Below are 23,019 nucleotides of genomic sequence, written 5' to 3'. Positions count from 1 at the left end.
AAAATTAAATAGATGATTCAGCTAAAAAACGCTGAAGTTTAGGACGAATCACAAATACCATTAAGCAAGCGAAAGCTAGCCCTACTGGCAGTGCGTATAAGAAGCTTGTGATGATAAGGCTGCTGTACTGAGCGAAAGTCACATAATCATGATGGAGCAATGTTGTGATAACAGCCATTAATGACTCCATTGTTATGGCCATCAAAATCCCGTGTAACAGCTTTTTTTGTATATTCGTAAGAGCTGAAAAAAACTGCTCCACCAATTTGTTCATTGCTAAAAAAATAACGCCACCGGCAGGTAGCATCACTGCAATGGCAAACATAAATGAATTAATCCATGTGACTAAAAAATTTTGTGTTGGCTGTAAATTTGCGTATGTCATAATAGCGGTAATTGAAGCAACTAAAGTGCTGACAATAGTTAAAATCACCAATACATTTTTTAACTTAATTTGCATTTCTATACCTAATAAAATAAAGTTGATAAAGTCTACTATATTGATTTTGGTTGATATTGTCAACTATGTTGTTGGCAATGACATTCAGGTGGAAAACTAATGGAATTAAATGAAGCGCTTTTTAGCCTTTTACATACTGTGCGCAATACTATTATTGAGCAGGTTAAACAATTAGATTCAGACTTATCCCCCATGCATTTGAAGTCATTAAAGGTGATTTCAAAGATTGATGACTGCACGGGACAAAAGTTGGCCACCTTTATGGTCCGCGATAAAGCACAGATAAATCGTTTGATTAAAGAACTCGTGAATCAGGAATTGGTGATCAAAAGCTGCAATGAAAATGATGGTCGTAGTCAAATTTTATCGTTATCTAGCCGTGGTAAAAAATTCATCGACAAATTTAATAAAATCGAAAAACAAGTGTTTGAGACTATGCTCAAAGATATTGAACCTCAAGAAGTAGCGAACTTCATTGAGCTGGCTAAAAAGTTTAAAAGTAACTTGAAATAAATGATATCTAGCCAAGTCCGCATAGAACAAGACGCAGGAATGCAAAGATAATTGCCAGAATGCAAAAGGCCAGCAAATTTGAAGTGACCCCATTAAGTTGGACTCATTTCTAAGCGGCAATCAAGGCCTGATTTCGATATTGTATCGGACTAAGGCGTTTCAAATTAGCAAAGGTGTCGTTAGATTAACTTTTCAAACGACGACGGCTTGCACCTATACCTGCAAGTCTATTTGAGTGTTAGGCAAATGCTCGGCAGTGCGGCATTGTTCGAAGCTGAAGTGCTATTCGGTTACCTAATATAATAATGGATACCATGCCTCCCTAAACCAGCTTCCTTGTTATTAACAAGATTGCCAAACGAATAAAGCAAAGTGATGGTAATCATTTATCAGATTATACATTTATTGTTACCTGCGAACTCGCAGGTAACAATGGCTAGAATGTAAATTCGCGCTTATTTGATGGATTTTGCGATTCTTACTAAAGAAACATCGCAATCGGCATAGTTAGCGACGCCATTAGCGGTAGAACCGATTAATGCTTGAATGCCTTTTTTAGAATGAGTTCCTAGCATAATCAAGTCTGCTTTTCTTTTGATGGCTTCATTGCATATCAATTCATAAGGTTTACCTACCTTAATAATGCGATTCTTTTTAGGAATATTGAAGTCTGCACATAATTCTTCAATTTTTGGCGATATTTTGTCCTTCAATTCTTTCTGGTAATCCTTGGGCAATAACTTGTAAGGTAATACATGCATAACAATTAATTTGCTGCCGTAAAGACCTGCCATCTCAGCTGCTTTGGCTAATACGAGTTTTCCTTCTGTGGATGCTTCGATAGCACATAGGATAGTTTTATACATAATTGCTCCTTATTTGTTATCAATGTGAAGTCTTTCTAGTTCCTTATATTACTCACAATATAACTGTAAATATATGATGTAAATCAATATTAGCTAGTATTTGGGGCAGTGCTTAGAATACAACTAAAATTCGTTCAACGATAAATACCCATTGCTGGAGAAGAGAGCCATAACGCTTCTAATCTATAGCGGACTGTGCAAGGCTAATATGAATGCTGTGATTGTTTCAAATCTGGATTAAATATTAGGGTGGGTTATTTATTTGACCAAATATGGGAGAAAAGCCCTATTCAATCCATTTAATTCTACCTTAGAGTAAATAGATCAGTATAAAACAATAACAAATCTCCCATTGACGGTTGACATATAGACGTCTATACGGCAAATTGAACCCCATGAAAACAATAATAAGCACCATCGGCATGATTATGATTACCACCTCAAATGAGTTGGTCGCTGGCTAGTGCGTAAAGAAATTTAAAAAAGCCCGCGACTCAAGCGGGCTTTTTGTTATTTACAGCAAAATTATATGCCACATTCACATGGTTGAAGTGCGAAATTAAAATGCGAATCTAAAGCAGCGGAACAGAAGTAAACAGGAGCAATAAATGAAGGTGTTGAAATTTGGTGGCTCTTCAATGGCTGACGCTAAACGGTATTTGTCAGTTAAAGACATCAGCTTAGCGAGCCATGAAGAAAACGGTGCAGCAGTGGTTCTATCAGCTCCCAAAGGGGTGACAAATGCATTGTCGTTGTTGTGTGAACAAGCAAGTGCGGGAAGCGACTTTGGCGAATTGTATGCCAAATTAGAAATGACATTAAATGGTATTGCCAGCGATTTAGCAGCCCAATTGCCTGCTTTTCGTAAAGCTCGTTTGAGCGGCTTTATTGACACGATTTTAGTCGAGTTGAAACAGCATTTAGATGGCATTCAGTTATTGCGTTGTGCTCCAGACCAAATTACCGCCAAAATTTTAAGTATGGGCGAATATGTGAGTGTGAATATTTTCAGTGAAATATTGAACTCCCTTGGCCAGAAAAACCACATTATTGATCCTGTAGATTACATTGTTGCCGAAGGTGAATATTTAGATAGTATCGCCGATGTTGCAGTGAGCAAAGCGCGCTTCTCGGATTTTGTTTACGATAAATCTGAAATCTTGATTATGCCAGGTTTTGTAGCGGTAAACGCCGAAGGCGAGAAAGTGACACTTGGACGCAATGGTTCAGACTATTCCGCCGCCATTCTTGCGGCCTGCTTAGACGCGGAATGTTGTGAAATATGGACCGATGTTGATGGGGTTTACAATGCGGATCCTAATCAAGTAGATGGTGCCGTGTTACTAGACAAACTAACCTATCAAGAAGCCATGGAATTGTCTTACTTTGGCGCAAAAGTTTTGCATCCAAAAACCATTGGTCCTATTGCTCAACATCACATTCCTTGTTTAATTCGTAACACCTTAAACCCTGCTGCTCCTGGGACATTAATTGGTAAAGAGTCCAGCGAAATTTGGACAAGCGTCAAAGGTATTTCTCATCTTGATGATATGACAATGTTCAATGTCGCCGGCCCCGGTATGAAAGGCATGGTTGGTATGGCTAGTCGTGTTTTTGAAGTAATGTCTAACGCGAATATTTCCATCAGCCTGATTACCCAGTCTTCGTCCGAGTACAGCATTAGCTTCTGTATTCACAGTAAAGACGCTGAAAAGGCACAAAATTTATTGGAAGATGCTTTTGCATTGGAACTGGCGAATAATTTGTTGGATCCAATTGAAGTAAGACATGAACTTGCGATTGTTACCCTTGTGGGTGACGGCATGCGCCATTCTAAAGGTTTAGCAGCTAAGTTTTTCAGTTCATTGGCTCAGGCTAGAGTGAACAATGTCGCTATTGCTCAAGGCTCTTCTGAGCGATCAATCTCTACAGTAATTGAAAAAAATCGAGCTAAAGAGGCAGTAAAAGTTGTGCATCAGAATTTTTTCTCAAATTCCCACTCCATTGATATTTTCCTTGTGGGGTGCGGCAATGTAGGAAAAGAGTTATTGCAGCAAATGGCCCGTCAACAACAACCCTTGTTTGAACGCGGAATTAGTTTAAAAGTGTACGGTATCGCCAATAGTCGCAAGTTACTATTGCAAGCTGGCGGTATTGATTTACACAGTAGTTGGCAAGCTCAACTAGATAGTGCAGACAAGTCACTGTCTATTGAAAATTTAAGTGACTTTGTACAACAAAATAGCTTAATTAACCCTGTGATTATCGACTGTACTAGCAATGAACACATTGCCGGTCAGTACGCAGATTTCATGTCTGCCGGTTTCCACGTGGTCACTCCCAACAAAAAAGCCAATACCCGTGACATCGCTTACTATAAAAAGCTACGTTCTATGGCGCAGGAAACCAACCGCCAGTTTTTATATGAAACCACTGTAGGTGCTGGACTACCGGTCATCGACAATTTGCAAAAACTAATTTATGCAGGTGATGAATTAAAACGCTTTGAAGGTATCCTTTCTGGTTCATTGTCGTTCGTGTTTGGAAAGTTAGATGAAGGCCACAGCCTTTCGGAGGCAACCCAAATTGCTAAGCAGAATGGCTTTACTGAACCTGACCCTCGTGATGATTTGTCGGGTATGGATGTTGCCAGAAAACTATTGATCATGGCCCGTGAAGCAGATTTAGAATTAGAGTTAACGGATATTGAAATTGAATCAGTATTACCAGACAGCTTTGATGCCAGCGGTACTATTGATGAGTTTATGGCAAACTTGCCTAGTTTGGATGGGCATTATCAAAAATTGGTTGAAGATGCTAAAGCACAAGGGCAAGTTTTACGTTATGTGGGCTCAATTGAAAAAGGTCAGTGCAAGGTTGCATTAAAAGCCGTTGATAGCACCCACCCGTTGTATTCGATTAAAGAAGGTGAAAATGCCCTTGCCATACATAGTCATTATTATCAGCCTATTCCTTATGTAATTCGCGGATATGGCGCTGGTGCTACCGTGACTGCAGCAGGGGTTTTTGCTGATGTATTGCGCACCATGCCATGGAAACAGGATATCTAATCGATGAATAAAAGCATTACAGCTTACGCGCCAGCATCTATTGGCAATGTTAGTCTTGGTTTTGACTTGCTCGGGGCGGCATTAACCCCTATTGATGGCAGTCCATTGGGTGATCAGGTAGACGTAAGCTCTGCTGATACGTTTAGTTTAAAAGTAGAAGGGCGTTTTGCAGATAAATTACCTGCAGACCCCAAATCAAATATTGTTTTTGACTGCTACACTTTATTCACTGAAAAATTGCGTGAACGTGGTTTACCGACTGCCGAAGTGGCAATGGTACTGCGTAAGAATCTACCCATTGGTAGTGGTTTAGGTTCAAGTGCTAGTTCGATAGTGGCGGCGCTACACGGCCTAAATCAATTTTTTGATGAACCCTTTGATGCAAACGAGTTATTATTGTTGATGGGTGAGTTGGAAGGCCAAATCAGCGGCAGCGTACATTACGACAATGTAGCACCATGTTTTGTCGGTGGATTAACCTTGATGAACAGTCAATCCGATCAAATTGCCTTGTCTTTACCGGTATTTGAAAACTGGTATTGGGTGGTCTGTTATTCAGGGATCAGTGTTTCGACCGCCGCAGCGCGAGATATTTTGCCTAAGCAAATTGCCATGGCCGAAACTATCACCTTTGGTCAGCAACTAGCTGTATTTGTAGACGCAAGCTATCGAAAAGATGAAGCGCTGGCAGCAGCGGTAATGAAAGATGTTTTAGCAGAACCTTATCGTAAGTCTTTACTGCCGAAGTTCGATGAAAGCAGAGATTTCGTAATGAGCAATGGAGGCTTAGCCTTCGGTATTTCAGGTTCAGGCCCAACTGTATTTGCAGTTTGTAATAATTTAGAGCAAGCACAAGGTATTCAACATTGGTTATCTGAAAACTATATTCAGAATGACACTGGTTTTAGTCATATTTGCCAGATTGATACGCAAGGTGCGGTTGTCTCATAAACCAGCCCTAAGATGCTGGTAAACCGATAAAATGAAGGTAGTAATCAAGTGGAATTGTTTAATTTAAAAGATGACAGCGACAAAGTAAGTTTCGCTGAAGCGGTAAAAAAAGGGTTAGGTAAAAACCAAGGACTTTACTTTCCAAAGGTTTTTCCTAAATTCGAAAATATCCAAGCAATCTTGGATATGCCATTCGTTCCCCGTTCAGTGGAAATATTGTCACAATTGATTGGCGATGAGCTTCCCAAACACGAAATTCAAAGCATTGTAGAGAAAGCTTTTTACTTTGAAGCGCCGTTGGCAAAAGTAACCGACGGTATCTATAGCCTCGAATTGTTCCATGGTCCGACACTAGCGTTTAAAGATTTTGGTGGCCGCTTTATGGCCCAAGTGCTGTCTGTGATTGCAAAAGGTGAACCTATTACTATCCTTACTGCTACCTCAGGTGATACCGGAGCTGCTGTGGCACATGCCTTTCATGGTTTAGATAATATTAATGTCGTGATTTTGTACCCTAAAGGCAAAATTAGCCTATTGCAGGAAAAACTATTCACGACACTGGGTGATAATATTCACACAGTTGCAATCGAAGATGATTTTGATGCTTGTCAGCAGTTGGTGAAAACATCATTTGATGATTTAGATGTACGCCAAGGTTTGCACTTAAATTCGGCAAACTCAATCAACATTAGCCGCTTGCTTGCGCAAGTTTGTTACTACTTTGAAGCCATTTCGCAGTTGTCAGAAGAAGAACGTGAAAACGTGGTAATTTCTGTGCCAAGCGGTAATTTTGGTAATTTAACCGCTGGTATGATTGCTAAAGTGATGGGGCTTCCAATTAAACGCTTTATTGCCGCGACCAATTCTAATGATACTGTTCCTCGTTATCTTAAAACGGGAGAATGGGATCCGAAAGCTACCGTAGCCACATTATCAAATGCAATGGATGTTAGTCAGCCTAATAACTGGCCAAGAATCGAAGCCTTAATTGAACGTGGTTTAATCGACAAAGAAATGTTGCAAGGCGATGCGGTTGATGAAGATTACACTCAAGTAGCGATGAAACAGTTGGCGCAACTTGGTTATGTGAGTGAGCCTCATGCCGCGATAGCATACAAATCGTTAACTCGTTTTATCGAGCCAGGTGAGACCGGTATATTCTTAGGAACTGCCCACCCAGCGAAATTCAGAGAAAGTGTAGAGAATGTGCTAGGACAACCTATTAGCTTGCCACAGCCATTGGCAGAATGTGCTGGTAAAGAAAGCTTCTCGGTAGAGCTGGCTAACGATTACGAGCAACTCAAGGCGCATTTGTTTAAAACATTGCAAGCGTAAATGCTTACTTGGGATGAAATAATTAAGGCTGAAAAAAAACAGCCTTACTTTCAACAGATGCAGCAATTTATTGCGGCTGAACGTAAGGCGGGTAAAATCATTTATCCGCCTGCTGAGAATGTTTTCAGCGCATTCAATATTACCCCTTTTGCGGATGTTAAAGTCGTTATATTAGGTCAAGATCCCTATCATGGTCCTGGACAAGCACATGGCCTAAGTTTTTCCGTAGAATCAACCCTTAAAATCCCGCCGTCATTAAAGAATATTTACAAAGAGTTAGCGCAAGATATTGAAGGTTTTAGAATCCCAACCCATGGCAACTTGAAACAATGGGCACAGCAGGGTGTGTTACTGCTTAATACGGTATTAACGGTAGAGCAGGGCAAAGCCCACTCTCACGCAAAAATCGGCTGGGAGATCTTCACTGATAAAGTGATAAAACAACTGAATCAGAATCGGCAAGGCTTAGTGTTCTTATTGTGGGGAAGTCATGCACAAAAAAAAGGTCTGCTAGTTGAGCATGATCGACAGCATGTTCTTAGTGCACCTCATCCATCGCCTTTGTCAGCACATAGGGGCTTCTTAGGATGCAAACACTTCTCCCAAGTGAATCAAATTCTGATACGCCAAGGCCACTCACCAATAAATTGGCAAATTGGTTAGATATCTATAGCTGCAAAAGAAAAGCCCCAACAATGTGGGGCTTTCGTTTATTAATTATAGGTTAGCTAATTCAGCTTCTAACGACATATCCATATCTTCGAGCTCTTTTCTTAGTTTATAGCGATCTTGAATCGCTTCTATTTCTCTCCACTTACGCTTTTTGCTTTTAGTTTTAGAAGGGCGGGATTCGGTGTCAATCATTGACAATAATTCTTTTGTATCCACTTTACGTCTCCATTTATTGTTTTTGGCGCAAATAAGGCTAGACAGTCAACTAGCATTTCCTACTCTAGTTTTCCTGTCCGAGTAATTATTTACCACAGGCGCTATAAAAATAAAACTATTACTTTTAGTTTTTGTTAATAAAACATGAATATTTGATGACAAAAAAGTGGAAGTTACTGGTAAAGTGAGCGAATTGCAGTGTTTATGTTTAAAAATAGAACTTGTGTTAATAGCGGTTTGCTGCCTTTCATTGATGATAAATGGCGAGCAGCAAACCGTATTTTCAACAGGGTTGGCGATTAACTTTTATTGGCAGCCCTAAACGCAGAAATTAATTGATTTGTTGAACTATCAAAATCCAAACTGGCGTCGCTATTAACCAGTTTATCTAAAACTTGGTTACCCAGCACTTTTCCAAGCTCAACACCCCATTGGTCAAATGAGTTCACACCCCAAATCGCTCCTTGCACAAATACTTTGTGTTCATACATACACACTAGAGCACCAAGGGTCTTGGGATCTAGTTGGTCAAACAACAAAGTATTGCTCGGTTTGTTACCAGGCATAGTTTTATGGGTGGCTAATGACTGACGGGTTTGTTCATCTAAATTTGCACTTTCTAAATCGGCATAACACTCTTCATATGTTTTGCCTTGCATCAGAGCTTGGGTTTGACCAAAACAATTTGAAGCCAACATAGCGTGATGAGTGTCATCTTGATTATGTACGTTTAAAGGAAACATAAAATCAGCAGGGATAAGCACTTTCCCTTGATGAATTAATTGATGGAACGAGTGCTGGCCATTGGTTCCCTCGCTGCCCCAAATGACAGGTCCTGTGGCATAATCGATTTGCTCATTCAAACCTGCCACACATTTACCATTACTTTCCATATCCAATTGTTGAACGTAAGCTGGGAAACCACGTAAATAGTGATAGTAAGGCAGCAAAACATGACTTTGAGCGCCGTGGAAGTTGGTATACCAAATTCCAAGCAAGCCTAATAACATTGGTAGGTTTTGTTCTGGAGGAGCTTCTTTGAAGTGGCAATCCATCTCGTAAGCACCCTCAAGTAACTCACGATAATTTTGGTAGCCGATGGTTAACGCAATCGGTAAACCTATGGCTGACCAAAGTGAATAGCGGCCACCAACCCAATCCCACATCGGAAATATGTTATTTTCGTCCATCCCAAAATCTACAGCAGCCTTGACGTTAGATGAGACTGCTACAAAGTGCTTAGCAATATCGCTCTGACTGCCGCCTTGGTCAAGGAACCATTGTTTAGCCGTCAGGGTATTTTGCAATGTCTCTTGGGTCGTAAAGGATTTAGAGGACATCACAATCAAGGTGTCAGTATGATCAAGCTCAGACAACACATCTTGAATATGACAGCCATCCACATTGGCAACGTAATGTACCGAAATACCTTTATGCCAATAAGGCTTCAAGGCCTCAGACATGATTTTAGGGCCTAAAAATGAACCACCAATACCTATAGCAACAATATGTTTAATTGTTTTACCTGTATAGCCTAGGTGCGCACCAGAGTGGATTGAATGGACAAAGTCTTTAATCTTTTCTTGTGTTGCTAGAACTTCTGGCATTACATCTTCGCCATCGACTAAAACTGCTTCACCGGAAAAGTTTCTCAAAGCCGTATGCAGCACAGCTCTTTTTTCAGTGTGGTTAACAATCTTGCCTTCGAACATGGCGTCGCGCTTGGCCGTCACTTGTTGACTTTCAGCTAAACTAAACAATGCTTCAAGTATTTCTTGGTTTATTAAGTTTTTAGAATAATCTAGCTTGATGCCACAGCCTTCGAGGTAGTATTTAGCCGCTCTGGAGTGATCAGCATCGAACCAATCACGCATGTGTTGACCAGCTATTGAGCTAGCCAAATTCTCAAGGGTTTTCCATTGTTCACTTTGATTTACTAAAGACATTTATCAATTCTCTTTTATATCGGCGATTAAAGGTTGCTATATCATTTCAATTTTATATTGACCATAAGAAACACAAGTGTTCTATAGCTCAGGATAAATGAAATTACAAAAGCTCTTTCAACATAACTTCTAGTTTGTCTTGGTCTTTGGCAAAGTTGCGAATACCTTCAGCAAGCTTTTCCGTCGCCATTGGATCTTGGTTATGTTCCCATCTAAATTGACTTTCAGTTAGCTTTTCGCCAGGGGTTTTAGTGGCGCCTTTGTCTACTAATTTGGTTTCTAAGCCACCTTCAGTTTGTGAAAGTTCTTCAAGTAGATTTGGGCTAATGGTTAATCGGTCACAGCCTGCAAGCTCAATTATTTCGCCGGTATTACGGAAACTGGCACCCATAACAACAGTTTTATAACCGTGTTCTTTGTAGTACTGATAAATGTTGCTGACAGATACTACTCCTGGATCTTCATTCGCAGCGTAGCTATCTTTACCAGTGCTTGCTTTGTACCAATCAAGAATTCGTCCAACAAAAGGTGAAATCAGGAAAACCCCAGCTTCAGCACATGCTCTGGCTTGAGCAAAGCTGAATAACAACGTTAGGTTACAGTTAATACTTTCTTTTTCCAGAATTTCAGCAGCGCGAATTCCTTCCCAAGTAGAAGCAAGTTTAATTAATACCCGCTCTTTACTCACGCCAGCTTGTTCATAAAGTCCGATTAATTTTTTCGCTTTGGCAATACTGCCTTGTGTATCGAAAGATAAGCGTGCATCTACTTCTGTTGATATACGACCTGGTACGATATTGACAATCTCTTTACCAATTTTAACCGCCAACATATCGCCAGCATCTTCTATTTGCTGTGTGACATCATCTGATTGGGTTTTTGCCCATGCAACGGAGTCTTCAATTAATGAACGATATTGCGGTAATTCAGCAGCTTTAAGTAACAAAGATGGGTTTGTAGTGGCATCAACAGGTTGATACTTTTTAATTGCTTCGATGTCACCAGTATCTGCCACGACTGTGGTGATTTCCCGTAAAGCTGCTAATTGATTTGTCATATAAACCTCTTTAGAAATGATTAATTTTGCAATCATCGATAGTCAGTTGTTATCAAGATTACGTCATGAAATATAGTAAACCTTTAGAATCACTCACAGGGTATAACTGTTGAGGTTTGGTTTCTACACTATCGGACATTGAACTATTAAAAAATAATGGTCATATTATAATAAATAAAAGTGGGCATTTATATGAGTTGTGAGTAATTACTCAAAATAGTTGTATGAACTCCTAGATTCTGACTCAGAGAGTTGCGATTAAATAAAAATTGAACTGTGAAATTTGTGCTTGTCAAAATGTTTAGTAAATACAATTAATGGTATAGTGATAGTTGCTCAGAACTTCATAATTAACGCCTATAAAAAGAAAGGATATTTGATGCTAGTTGTTGTATCACCTGCAAAGAATTTAGACTACGAAACCCCCTCTACTACTCAACTTTTCTCACAGCCTGAATATTTGGCCGATTCTGAACTGTTAATCAAAGAGTGTGTCAAATTAACACCGGCAGATTTATCTAGCCTAATGCATATCAGTGACAAATTAGCAGGCTTAAATGCTGCACGGTTTAGTAGTTGGTCTTTGCCATTTAACCAAGACAACGCTAAACAGGCAATTTTGGCGTTTAACGGTGATGTCTACACCGGCATTCAAGCTGAGCAATTTAGTGAAGAGGATCTTCAATATGCACAACAACATATGCGAATTTTGTCTGGTTTGTATGGCTTACTTAGACCTTTAGATCTTATGCAACCATACCGTTTGGAAATGGGGACGAAACTCAACAACAAACGAGGAAAAGATCTGTATGAATTTTGGGGTGAGAAAATAACCGCTGGAATTAATCAAGCGTTACGCCAACAAGGTGATGAAGTACTGGTTAATTTGGCCTCAAATGAATATTTTAAGTCAGTTAAGGTCAAGAGCTTAAATGGAAAACTCATTACCCCCGTTTTTAAAGATAAAAAGAACGGTGAATATAAAGTGATTAGTTTTTATGCCAAAAAAGCACGTGGATTGATGGCCCGTTATATTATCGAAAAGCGCTTATCTGACCCTGCACAAATTAAACAGTTCGATAGTGCCGGATATCAATTTAGTGCATCGTTAAGTAATGATAAACAATGGGTCTTTACCAGAGAAGAGCAGTAATACTCGAGTCGTTAAAATCCCAATGGGAAAATGATTACAAGCCCATATAACGAGTGTAAGCTACTGTTTGAAACACTAACGCCAAGGAACTATATGATTTCTGTTATTAGCAAAAGCGCCTTGATCGCTGCCAACTTGCTTTATTCTGCCAGCTTAATGGCACAATCTGCCACCATTGAGGCTGCACAAGATTCAGCGCAGCAGGTTTTTTCAGCCTGTATCTCTGATATACAGCAAAAAGCGGAGACAGCGGGAATTGATAAAACAGTCATCTCTTACGCGTTAGATGATGTGAAACAGATTGATAAAGTGCTCGAATACGACCGCAATCAACCAGAGTTTGTACAAACTTTCCCTACTTATTTAAATAAACGTGTCACCCAATGGCGAATTGATAAAGGTCGAGAAATGCTGCGTAAGCATAAAGACTTATTAAACCAATTAACTCAAGAATACGGGGTGCCTGCACACTATTTAATATCATTTTGGGGATTAGAAACTAATTTTGGTAGTTATAAAGGCAAAATGCCGATAATCGATTCATTGGCTACATTAGCCTGCGATGAGCGCCGTAGTCGATTTTTCACTCAGGAGTTACTAACGGCTCTGAAGTTAATGCAAAGAGAAAACTTAAAAAAAGACAAGATGTTGGGATCTTGGGCAGGCGCCATGGGGCACACTCAATTTATGCCTTCAGCCTATATTAATTATGCGGTAGATGGCGATAATGATGGTTTAGTAGACTTATGGGATAGTGAACCTGATGCCTTGTCATCGGCAGCTAACTTCTTAAATAAACTGGGCTGGAAAAAAGGGTTTATATGGGGAAGAGAAGTGAATCTCCCTGCTAACTTCGATTACAGTCACGCTGGTAAAGATAGTCGTAAACAATTAACCCAGTGGTCGGAATTTGGCGTTCGAAAGGTCAATGATGACAAGATCCCTAAAAGTGAAATAGATGCTTCTTTGATCTTGCCTACCGGAGCGAAAGGGCCAGCCTTCCTTGTTTACAGCAACTTTGATGTGATTATGCGCTGGAACAATTCTGAGTCTTATGCTCTTGCCGTAGGTTATCTAGCAGACCGAATCATTGGTAAGCCTGAGTGGGCGAAGTCGTTGCCTGATTTACCGAATTATCCTATTAGTCAAATGATCGAATTACAGGATGGATTAAACGAATTAGGCTTTGATGTAGGTAAAGCTGATGGGATCATGGGGCCAGCCACTCGCAAAGGAATTCGTCAATTTCAATTGGCAAACAATATGTTAGCCGACGGATACCCAGACCAAAGTGTTTTCATCAGTGTGCAAGAAGCGGTAAATAAAAGTCAAAAACTAGATGGTGTTTAACCTTAGTTGTATTAATCAATATACCGGAGTATTGCTGTACATATTTCAACCGTTATAGAACTTTAGTCTAATGACCTCAACAGCGAACGCAGCTGAAATTATTTCGAAAACATTTAATTAATTGAGGAATTAGCCATGTTGAAAATTGTTAAAACTTCTCTTCTTGTAGTTACTGCATCCTTTCTCTATAGCGGACCAGCTCAAGCAGATATCAACGACGCATTACAGAATATTTGTACTATTGTTAAGACGGATGACAAAGGTGAATTACGCAAAAAGATGAAAAAGGTACAATCTGATTTTCGTCTTAAATTAAAAGATTATTATTCAGGCGTTACCTGCGGTGGAAATAGTCTGATTAGAACAGCTGTGTTTAATGAAGCCATTGAAACAGGAACACTTTTAGTTAAGAAAATGCCAAAAAGTGACTTAACCTCACCAGAAAATGATGGCAAAACTCTGCAATCTTGGATCGCTGAAAACGGCTTAGATTCGTCACCAATCTCAGCGGTTTTAAAAGATAGAATCTAATAAGGTTAAACAACCATTGCTTGTTAAGCCTATTATATATTTATTAATTGATAGCGTAATCACTTGCATGCAAGTCGAAAAACAGTCAACTACATGACTGTTTTTTCGTCTGAGGTAAGGTACTTACTCAGTATTTTATTTAACATCTGAGGCTTAATTGGTTTAGTTATATAATCATTCATGCCAGCAGCATATGCCATATCATAATCTGAGCTCATCGCATTTGCCGATAGTCCGCATATCACTAGATCATCAAATCCCCGCTGCCTTAACAGTTTGGTCGCTTCATAACCGTCCATTACTGGCATTTGGATATCCATTAAAACAATATCGTATTGAGGTGAATTGACGATCTTTGTAACAGCTTGATGACCATCTTCAGCCACGTCATACGTCAGGCCTAAGTTTGATAACATCTCACAAGCAACAATTTGGTTGATATGATTATCTTCCACTAATAAAACATGGCCACTGAGTTGCGCTGGAACAAGGCTTATTTCTCCCAATTCATCTTTGTTGTACTGCACTTCAACCCCTAAAGCTTGCAATACAAATAAGCTAAAATGCCTTGGCGTAAATGGATGAGAAAGTACTGGTAGATCCCACTTTTGTTGTAATAATGAAGGTAGTGTACTTGGTTGTGTATTAGTGACTAAACCAATTTTGACACCTTTTTCTTTTGCGTTTGCAATGTGTTGATTTAAGACTTTATGGGTTTTAATGTCGTCAATATCCATTAACAACAATGAATTTTCTTTGGTTTGAAAATCAAAACTATCAATTTCAGTTAATGATAAGGATACATAGTCGTTGTCTAATTTTTGCAGATATGAAAGGGGAGTTAAGCCTGAATCGTGGACAGAAACGTGCGCGATGCTAACCGCAAGCCCTAAATCCATAATGCATTTATTCTGATTTTCGGTATCTAATACTAAGTCAACTTTAAAGTGACTTCCGCGATTTACTTCGGACTCAACGGTTATCTTTCCGTCCATCAATTCAACAAGCTGTTTGACAATAGATAAACCCAAACCTGTGCCACCAAACCTTCTGCTGGTAGATTCGTCCGCTTGAGTGAATGGATTAAAAATATTGTTAAGCTGTTTTTCTTCCATGCCAATACCGGTGTCTTTTACCGATATTTTCAAACAAATTTTATTATTACCTAAAGACGCAAAGTCTATGTTGATAATGACTGAACCATTGCGGGTAAATTTGACCGCATTAGTGCATAAGTTAAGCAATACTTGGCTTATTCTCATCGGGTCACCGATAAGCTCCCGAGGCAAAAGAGGGTTCACGATGAAATGAATATTGAGGTTCTTTTCATTGCCTTTTGCAGAAATATTTGCGAGTAAATTTTCGAACATTGATTTGGGTGAAAATTTAACTTTTTCTATATCCAGTTTGCCTGCTTCAATCTTAGAAAAATCGAGAATATCATTAATTAAATTCAATAAAATATGGGTTGAATAAGCTACTTTTTCTAAGTTCGCTCTCTGCTCTTCATCCAGTTTCGATTTTAACACTATATCGACTAAGCCAATGATACCATTCATAGGAGTTCGGATTTCATGACTCATATTAGCAAGAAAGATGCTTTTGGTTGCCAACGCCCGCTCAGCTTTCTTAGTTGATATTGCCAACTCTTTGTTTAATTTTTCTTGTTGGGCATTCAATTGTTTTGATTGCTCTAAAAGCTCTTGGGTCTGTATGTTCTTTTCTTGGAATACTTGAGCTGCCGAGGCTAAATCGCCAATCTCGTTATTTCGCCGTCTTTGTATTTTTTTATTGATACCTTTGCCGCTGGCAAGCTGTTTAAATAGCTCAGTCATTTCAGATATTGGCATCATCACCCGATAGGTAAAAAACAACGCAGCTATCACAGCAAGCGCTACACTTATGGCGGCAAAAAGACTATTTCTGCTTTGTGCATCTTTTCCGCTTTGAATAATTTCTGAATTGATTCGTTGTTGGTTGTCGGTGACAAGTTGATTGAGTTCACGGGTTAAGTATAAAAATTCGTTTGCGGAACCTGCCATTACAACGTTAATTAAAAACAAATAGCCACGAGTAATTTGCGAAAGTTGTTTAAAATCAGTGCTTAACTTGCCCAGATCGCTTTCCACGGCTATAAACATTTTTGGGTCTTGAATTGAACTGTTCAAAATATCTTTTGCTTGAGACAGCAAATCATCAAATTCTTTAATAATGACAGGATCTGGTGTTAACAAATATTCTAATGATTTTGTATGTGCCTCAGACAATAGCTGGTTAGCTGTTAACACGTCTTTGTATTGCTCTGCGGAAAGGTTTGTGTTTGTTTGATATTCTTGCAACTGCGTTTGGATAGTAATAAATCGCGTTTTAATGTCATCTTCAAATAGTCGTTCTCTGCGACTTCGTCCTTGCACAACAGTTTCGAAGTTACTTCTATACTCTTCAAGGTGGGCGCGCATTCTGTTAATTCTATCGGTATAGGCTTCTGCCTGTCCATCAGATTGGATTGATGAATTTAACAATGATAGGTTGTTATTGATTTTTTCGTGAATGGAGTCAAAACGCCCGATCACAGAGTCACTTGCAGTTTGTTTAAAAATCAGTACATAACGCTGGATATCAAGAACATCTTTTTCAAGATCTCGAACAAGTCCAACCTTTTCCATTGTTTGTTGGGACAACGTTATACCAGAAAAAAACACTTCCTGATTTTTAGTGGACAAATACGATTGTGCAATTAAGAAAAGTATCAGCGCAGTTAACACTATCGTTATTTGAATTTTTAACGAATTAAACAATTACTTTAGACCTCCAAATGTCTTATGAGCTAATAAATTCGTACCATTTTTGCAGACTATAATCGTAAGTGGGCATAACCGTATTCCAAACTGCTACATTTGAGAATCGCGTTTCGTAATTCCCACCGGAACGAATATCGCCTTTTTTCACTGATATATTGCCATCAGTCCCTTGCAAGTCGTGAATCGCGGCTAAACCGCGATACCAATAATCCCATTCTGCCTGACTTAAAAACTTAGCTGAACGTTGTGGGTTAGAAATATAGTAACCTTGTTTGGCGATAAAAGCCCCAGGCCAACCAGATAACCACCAATTCATATAATCATAGGCCGCATCTTTCTTACTCGCGGAAATCGCAGATGACATGCACATGACACCGTGCCAGCCCCTATAACCTTCTTTAGGAGCGGCAAATGAGACAGGTACATTTTGTCCGTTCAATGCAGATACTGCAGGTGAGAACATACTTTCAATGTGAACTCGGTCAGAGCGCATAAAATCAACTGACTCGGGAACAGACGTCCAAAAGCCGCTAAAGTGATTTTGGTGCTTTAGGTCAATTAGGTAATCAAACAATATGTCTAATTCGCGCTTAGACATTGCACCTATGTCGTTGAACGTCAGAACACCTTGGGCTTGGGCCGCTAAGGCTAAGTCAAAGATGCCAATAGTTGGCGCATTGACAATGCCTACCTTTCCTCTATTTTTGGCGTCCAACAACCAACCCCAGCTTTCGGTTTCGTATGGAACTCCTTGAGGTATTTTGTTGGTGTTGTAACCAAAAGAATCGACATTGTGTACGTATGGTAAAAAACTAATCTTGTCGGTGTGATCTGTACCTAAACTGCCGTCGTCTTGTACGTGTAGAATTTTAAACGGGGCATCCCCTGCACCAATTTTAGCGCTATCAGTGATTTTGCCCGTTTTGGTTAATGAGTTGATCTCATTCCAGTGCGTAATTCTGTTTTTATCTATGGCTTGGATAGCTCCCGCTGCCCAAAGCACATTGATACTATTTGACCATTGCTCGTATAAATCAAAAGAACTAGGGTCCATTGAGGCTTTTTGCATGACTGCTGCGCTGCCCCTAGCTTCAAACACTAAATCGATACCTAGATCCTGCATGGCTTGCTCGCGCAACTCGTTTTGCAAAGTTACATGGGTACCAAGCACCTTTAATACGGTTTTCGTTCGGGCAAACACATAAGGCGCCTTGCTAAGAAGCACGGCGCTAGCACCACTTTTAGCTAACGTTTTTAGGGTATTGCGTTTGGTTTTATCCAAAAGCTTGGGATTCTTTTCCATGGAAACTAGTCGTTTAGTTTTAATACCTAAACGTTAGAGTAATTTGGCAGGTTTTACCATTAAACAATGGTATAAAAATACAACTAAATTCGTTTATTTATTACTGTTCTTCACGATAAAGCTTTTGTTCAAATTTTAGTGTTTGCTGTACTTTATTCTGTTGTAAAGAAATATTGAAGCGGTAATGATCTTCATGCTCGAAGGGCATCGAAGCCAAATAATATATGGCTTCTCCCTCGACTACCGGTTTAAAAGTAAGTTCTATAGTGGTGCCCAGCAGGTTTCTTGCGGTGCCGCTAATATCTACTTTTTGAGCCTGGTCGTTTTGTCTATTAATAACAGAAATATTAATTAGCGTATTATTTGGGCTACGAACAATCCCATTCGCCCGAGCGATTTCGGGCGTCAAAAAAGTTGTATTAAAGGCGATGTAATGCACATCCCAATCACCCAAAACCTTTTTCTGTTCAGCCGATGCAAAACTAGCAAACACTATTAGTGAAATACAAATAACCCGATAAAACATTTTATCTTCCTAAAATAGTCGCATGATAAAAAGCAAAAAGATGATTAATATCATAGGTGATAAATCAAGCCCACCGATAGGCGGTATGATGCGTCTTATGGGGGCAATCATAGGTTCAGTTAATTGCTGGAATAAGAATTCAAGAGGGTTGTTGCCTTGACTTACCCAACTTAAGATCGCGCGAATAATTAACACATATATAATTAATTGAACCCCTTCAACAAGCAGCATTACCAAGGCGTTTTTCAATATCCAAAAAACATTGGTTAACATGAATCCATTAATCGCAGCAATCACCCATATGTTGGCCAACGCAATGACCAGCGCAAATACAAAAGTCGCGGTATCGAATCTGCCAATAGATGGAATAACTCTGCGTAATGGACCTATTATTGGATGTGTCACTTTGACTATGAATTGACTCAAAGGGTTATAAAAGTCAGCTTGGGCTAATTGTAGCCAAAGTCTTAACATGACGACCATCAAGTAGAGCTTAAAAATTGTTTCAACCAAAAAAGCCACGGCTTCCATAAATATTGATACCTTTAAAATTGTTTAGACATTTGTTGGGCACGACTAATTGCAGCATCCATCGCTGTTGCGACAATTGACGGCAAATCACTAGTTTGAAAGCTCTCGATAGCTTGATTAGTTGTACCACCTTTTGAAGTAACTTGGGCTCTAAGCTCGCCAATTTCAAGGTGTTCATTGTGACAAACCATTTCAGCTGCGCCCAACATTGCTTGTTGGACTAGTTTTCTGCTGTCTTGTTGGCTCATTCCCAACGACACAGCATGATTCTGCATTGATTCTAAGAATAAGAAAAAATAGGCTGGGCTGCTGCCTGCTGTGGCAATAACGATATCTATGTCGGATTCTGTGGATACCCACAATGTTTCACCAACACTGCCCATCATCTGATCTACAAACTCTTTTAAATCAGCGGCAAGGGTATCGGGTGCATACAAACCTGTCATGCCTTTACTTAATAGGCTAGGTGTATTTGGCATCGTTCTAACCAAATCGTAATTACCGCCAAGCATTTCCAGCAAACGTGCGTGACTTATTCCCGCAGCAATGGACACAAATAGCTTGCCGTTTAAATCTAGTTTGCTGGCTAAATCTTGGCAAACTGTTTCCATCAGTTGAGGTTTAACCGCAAGCACTATGACATTGGCTTGTTTAACGGCATCTTGGTTGTCTTGGGTGATATTCACCCCTAATTCAGACTGTAAACTTTCTAATTTGCCGATAGATGGATTACTGGCAATGATTTTCTTTGGATCATATCCCGATTTTACCAGACCGGAGATAATCGAACGTGTCATGTTACCTGCGCCAATAAACGCAATGGTTTTTTCACTCATAAATTATTGTCTCTTAGGTTGTGTAATTGCGGGCACCAAATATGGCTGTTCCTACCCGTACCATAGTACTTCCATTTAGCACTGCTGGTTCTATATCTGCACTCATGCCCATGGATAATGTGTCAACTGATTCATAAGAGTGTTGTAAGTCGACGAAAAGTTGGTGCATGTGTTGATAGGTGTTAACCAGTTCTTGTGCAGATTGTGAAGCTTTGGGAATTGTCATTAATCCTCTAAGCGTTAAGTTGGGTAGTGTATCAATTAGCGCGGCTAGTGTCTCAATTTCATTAGGTAAAACCCCAGCTTTACTTTCTTCAGCGTTGATATTTACCTGAATTAACACATTTAATTTTTTGTGCGCACTACGGTGATTATTTAAGCGTTTCGCGATTTTTTCTCGATCGACACTTTGCACCCAGTCGAAATTCTCTGCTACGGGTTTACTTTTATTTGATTGAATGGGGCCAATAAAGTGCCATTCGATATCTTTAAGCTCTTGCAATTCCTGAACTTTTTCGACACCCTCTTGCACATAGTTTTCGCCGAATGATCGGTGTCCTGCTTCATACGCAAGGACGATATCAGATACCGGTTTTGTTTTACTCACTGCTAGTATTTGCACTGAATTTGGCGCACGATTAGCTTTATTTAATGCCATAGTTAGGCTTTTATGTGCGCTTTTGAGACGTTCTGCTATTGTTTCCATGAGCCACTATTTAGACGGAGAATCGTATTTTGGATATTACCGAACTTTTAGCTTTTAGTGTTAAGAATAATGCATCAGATTTACATCTATCAGCGGGGTTGCCACCGATAATACGTGTAGACGGTGAAATTCGCCGTTTAAATGTGCCGGAATTGGATCATAAACAGGTACATGCGTTGGTTTACGAAATCATGAACGATAAACAACGTAAAGAATACGAAGAAAATTTGGAAGTGGATTTTTCTTTTGAAGTAAAAGATTTATCTCGATTTCGTGTCAATGCCTTTGTGCAAAACCGAGGCGCAGCGGCGGTACTAAGGACTATCCCGAGTAAAGTACTCACTTTGGATGATTTGGGCGCTCCGGCTATTTTCAAAGATATTATTAATCAGCCTACAGGTATAGTGTTGGTTACCGGGGCAACAGGTTCGGGGAAAAGTACGACCTTGGCGGCGATGATAGATCACATCAATACGAGTAAAAGAGAGCACATTCTAACCATTGAAGATCCCATTGAATTTGTCCATCAAAACAAACTTTGTGTACTCAACCAACGTGAAGTGCATCGGGATACTCACAGTTTTAATAATGCGCTGCGATCTGCATTACGGGAAGATCCCGATGTGATACTGGTGGGTGAATTGCGGGACTTAGAAACCATTCGCTTGGCGATCTCCGCTGCCGAAACAGGCCATTTGGTATTTGCAACTTTACATACCAACTCAGCACCTAAGACCATAGATAGAATCATTGACGTATTTCCGGCTGAAGAAAAGTCGATGGTACGCTCCATGCTCTCAGAGTCTTTGCGAGCGGTAATTTCTCAAACATTGTTGAAGAAGGTGGGCGGCGGCCGAATTGCAGCTCATGAGATTATGATAGGGATTCCAGCAATTCGTAATTTGATCCGTGAAGATAAGGTTCCGCAAATGTATTCGGTAATTCAAACCGGTCAGGCCCATGGAATGCAAACCATGGATCAATGTTTACAACGTCTCGTTGCTCAAGGCGTGATAACCGCCCAAGATGCGGCGTCTAAATCTGTTGATAAACAACCAAAAATTGGTTTCTAGGAGTATCCAATGGACTTAAATCCTTATCTGAGAAAAATGGCAGAACAAGGTGCATCAGACTTGTTTATTACAGTTGGCTTTCCCATTAGTGCAAAAATAAATGGGCAAATGACGCCGATCAATGATGAGCGTTTAAGTGAAGAAGCCGCACTTGCACTGGTTCATAACGTTATGAGCGAGAAACAGCAGGACGAATTTAATAACAGTAAAGAGTGTAACTTTGCGATTGCTAGAGATGGCATTGGACGTTTTCGTTGCAGTGCCTTTTGGCAGCGGGATATGGCCGGCATGGTGGTTCGCCGCATCGTTACGCAAATTCCCAAAGCCGATGAGCTGGGCCTACCAGAGATACTTAAAGACGTCATAATGTCCAAGCGAGGACTGTTGTTGTTTGTTGGGGCTACAGGTACCGGTAAATCAACATCCTTAGCTGCATTGATGGGACATCGTAATCAAAACTCAAGAGGCCACATACTGACCATTGAGGACCCTATCGAATTTGTCCACGAACATGCAGGATGTGTGGTGACACAACGGGAAGTGGGCATAGACACTCGTTCGTTCGACGATGCGCTTAAAAGTTCATTGCGACAAGCGCCGGATGTGATTTTGATTGGCGAAATTCGATCTATGGAAACCATGGAATATGCCATGTCATTTGCCGATACCGGGCACTTATGTGTGGCGACTTTACACGCCAACAATGCCAATCAGGCGATTGAACGGATTATGCACTTAGCACCACCAGAGCAGCATGAAAAATTACGTTTCGATTTGAGTTTGAATTTGCGAGCCATTGTTGCACAACAGCTTGTTCCTACGATTGACGGTAAAGGGCGGGTTGCGGCCATCGAAATTTTACTTAACTCGCCATTAGTGACAGATTTAATTCAGCGCAATGAAATTGGTTCGCTCAAAGAAGCAATGAAAAAAGGCAAAGAAATGGGGATGCAAAGCTTTGATATGGCTTTGTATGAATTATATAAACAAGAACGCATTAGCATGGAACAGGCTATCCATCATGCTGATTCACCAAATGACCTGCGTTTAATGATTAAACTGGATACGGAAGAGGGGACAGGTTTAGGTTCACTGTCTAATGTTTCCATTGATATGGATTAG

21 protein-coding genes are annotated in these 23,019 nt (G+C 39.9%); 10 read left to right on the top strand and 11 right to left on the bottom strand.

The features are described from left to right. Window positions 1-4: 4 nt before the first annotated feature. A complete protein-coding gene (locus KO530_RS02910) occupies window positions 5-460 on the bottom strand; it encodes a DUF2798 domain-containing protein (RefSeq protein ID WP_216046901.1) in 456 nt (151 codons plus the stop codon). Between the two features lie 99 nt (window positions 461-559). On the opposite strand from KO530_RS02910, the gene KO530_RS02905 reads away from it, so the two are divergent. Beyond that, a complete protein-coding gene (locus KO530_RS02905; RefSeq protein WP_216046900.1) occupies window positions 560-973 on the top strand; it encodes a MarR family winged helix-turn-helix transcriptional regulator in 414 nt (137 codons plus the stop codon). Window positions 974-1,428: 455 nt separating this feature from the next. On the opposite strand, the gene KO530_RS02900 is transcribed toward KO530_RS02905, so the two are convergent. Next, a complete protein-coding gene (locus KO530_RS02900) occupies window positions 1,429-1,839 on the bottom strand; it encodes a universal stress protein (protein WP_216046899.1) in 411 nt (136 codons plus the stop codon). Window positions 1,840-2,447: 608 nt separating this feature from the next. On the opposite strand from KO530_RS02900, the gene thrA reads away from it, so the two are divergent. Genes thrA through ung form a run of 4 tightly spaced genes read left to right on the top strand, consistent with a single transcriptional unit; the run spans window position 2,448 to window position 7,859 of the window. Then, complete coding sequence (gene thrA / locus KO530_RS02895) at window positions 2,448-4,910, top strand: bifunctional aspartate kinase/homoserine dehydrogenase I (protein WP_216046898.1); 2,463 nt, start codon at window positions 2,448-2,450, stop codon at window positions 4,908-4,910. A gap of 3 nt (window positions 4,911-4,913) precedes the next feature. Continuing rightward, window positions 4,914-5,861 (top strand): homoserine kinase, encoded by a 948-nt coding sequence (gene thrB / locus KO530_RS02890; protein ID WP_216046897.1) that lies wholly within the window; start codon window positions 4,914-4,916, stop codon window positions 5,859-5,861. Between the two features lie 48 nt (window positions 5,862-5,909). Further along, window positions 5,910-7,196 carry a threonine synthase gene (gene thrC / locus KO530_RS02885; protein ID WP_216046896.1) on the top strand — a complete coding sequence of 429 codons (1,287 nt, stop codon included), beginning with the start codon at window positions 5,910-5,912 and terminating at the stop codon, window positions 7,194-7,196. Then, window positions 7,197-7,859 carry a uracil-DNA glycosylase gene (gene ung, locus KO530_RS02880; RefSeq protein ID WP_216046895.1) on the top strand — a complete coding sequence of 221 codons (663 nt, stop codon included), beginning with the start codon at window positions 7,197-7,199 and terminating at the stop codon, window positions 7,857-7,859. A gap of 54 nt (window positions 7,860-7,913) precedes the next feature. Here the strand turns inward: ung and KO530_RS02875 are convergent, their stop codons facing one another. The 3 genes from KO530_RS02875 to tal form a co-directional block, all read right to left on the bottom strand. After that, on the bottom strand, window positions 7,914-8,084 hold the full coding sequence (locus KO530_RS02875; protein WP_216046894.1) for a DUF3545 family protein: 171 nt from the start codon (window positions 8,082-8,084) through the stop codon (window positions 7,914-7,916). Window positions 8,085-8,383: 299 nt separating this feature from the next. After that, the gene (gene pgi / locus KO530_RS02870) at window positions 8,384-10,030 is read right to left on the bottom strand and encodes a glucose-6-phosphate isomerase (RefSeq protein ID WP_216046893.1); all 1,647 of its coding nucleotides are present in this window, start codon (window positions 10,028-10,030) and stop codon (window positions 8,384-8,386) included. 103 nt (window positions 10,031-10,133) lie between these two features. After that, window positions 10,134-11,087 carry a transaldolase gene (gene tal / locus KO530_RS02865; RefSeq protein WP_216046892.1) on the bottom strand — a complete coding sequence of 318 codons (954 nt, stop codon included), beginning with the start codon at window positions 11,085-11,087 and terminating at the stop codon, window positions 10,134-10,136. Between the two features lie 379 nt (window positions 11,088-11,466). Here tal and yaaA point away from each other — a divergent pair, with 379 nt between their 5' ends. The 3 genes from yaaA to KO530_RS02850 all read left to right on the top strand — a co-directional run bounded on the left by yaaA (window position 11,467) and on the right by KO530_RS02850 (window position 14,121). Then, window positions 11,467-12,240 (top strand): peroxide stress protein YaaA, encoded by a 774-nt coding sequence (yaaA, locus tag KO530_RS02860; RefSeq protein WP_216046891.1) that lies wholly within the window; start codon window positions 11,467-11,469, stop codon window positions 12,238-12,240. A gap of 93 nt (window positions 12,241-12,333) precedes the next feature. Next, window positions 12,334-13,590 (top strand): lytic murein transglycosylase, encoded by a 1,257-nt coding sequence (locus tag KO530_RS02855; protein ID WP_216046890.1) that lies wholly within the window; start codon window positions 12,334-12,336, stop codon window positions 13,588-13,590. A gap of 135 nt (window positions 13,591-13,725) precedes the next feature. Beyond that, window positions 13,726-14,121: a DUF3718 domain-containing protein gene (locus KO530_RS02850; RefSeq protein WP_216046889.1), complete on the top strand. Its 396-nt coding sequence runs from the start codon at window positions 13,726-13,728 to the stop codon at window positions 14,119-14,121. An 89-nt stretch (window positions 14,122-14,210) separates the two neighbouring features. Here KO530_RS02850 and KO530_RS02845 read toward each other — a convergent pair whose 3' ends face one another. The 6 genes from KO530_RS02845 to KO530_RS02820 all read right to left on the bottom strand — a co-directional run bounded on the left by KO530_RS02845 (window position 14,211) and on the right by KO530_RS02820 (window position 20,824). Beyond that, complete coding sequence (locus KO530_RS02845) at window positions 14,211-16,802, bottom strand: ATP-binding protein (protein WP_216046888.1); 2,592 nt, start codon at window positions 16,800-16,802, stop codon at window positions 14,211-14,213. 139 nt (window positions 16,803-16,941) lie between these two features. Then, on the bottom strand, window positions 16,942-18,225 hold the full coding sequence (locus KO530_RS02840) for an ABC transporter substrate-binding protein (RefSeq protein WP_216046887.1): 1,284 nt from the start codon (window positions 18,223-18,225) through the stop codon (window positions 16,942-16,944). 100 nt (window positions 18,226-18,325) lie between these two features. After that, window positions 18,326-18,751: a DUF4426 domain-containing protein gene (locus KO530_RS02835; RefSeq protein WP_216046886.1), complete on the bottom strand. Its 426-nt coding sequence runs from the start codon at window positions 18,749-18,751 to the stop codon at window positions 18,326-18,328. A 9-nt stretch (window positions 18,752-18,760) separates the two neighbouring features. Next, window positions 18,761-19,282, bottom strand: coding sequence for a YggT family protein (locus KO530_RS02830; protein ID WP_216046885.1), 522 nt, complete (start codon window positions 19,280-19,282; stop codon window positions 18,761-18,763). A gap of 14 nt (window positions 19,283-19,296) precedes the next feature. After that, a complete protein-coding gene (gene proC / locus KO530_RS02825; protein WP_216046884.1) occupies window positions 19,297-20,118 on the bottom strand; it encodes a pyrroline-5-carboxylate reductase in 822 nt (273 codons plus the stop codon). A 13-nt stretch (window positions 20,119-20,131) separates the two neighbouring features. After that, window positions 20,132-20,824 carry a YggS family pyridoxal phosphate-dependent enzyme gene (locus tag KO530_RS02820; RefSeq protein ID WP_216046883.1) on the bottom strand — a complete coding sequence of 231 codons (693 nt, stop codon included), beginning with the start codon at window positions 20,822-20,824 and terminating at the stop codon, window positions 20,132-20,134. A 29-nt stretch (window positions 20,825-20,853) separates the two neighbouring features. On the opposite strand from KO530_RS02820, the gene KO530_RS02815 reads away from it, so the two are divergent. After that, window positions 20,854-21,897, top strand: coding sequence for a type IV pilus twitching motility protein PilT (locus KO530_RS02815; protein WP_216046882.1), 1,044 nt, complete (start codon window positions 20,854-20,856; stop codon window positions 21,895-21,897). Window positions 21,898-21,906: 9 nt separating this feature from the next. Further along, window positions 21,907-23,019, top strand: coding sequence for a PilT/PilU family type 4a pilus ATPase (locus KO530_RS02810; protein ID WP_216046881.1), 1,113 nt, complete (start codon window positions 21,907-21,909; stop codon window positions 23,017-23,019).

Source organism: Aliiglaciecola lipolytica, assembly GCF_018860635.1.
GTDB classification, from domain to species: domain Bacteria; phylum Pseudomonadota; class Gammaproteobacteria; order Enterobacterales; family Alteromonadaceae; genus Aliiglaciecola; species Aliiglaciecola lipolytica_A.
This window is presented reverse-complemented; position numbering and strand designations above follow the sequence as displayed.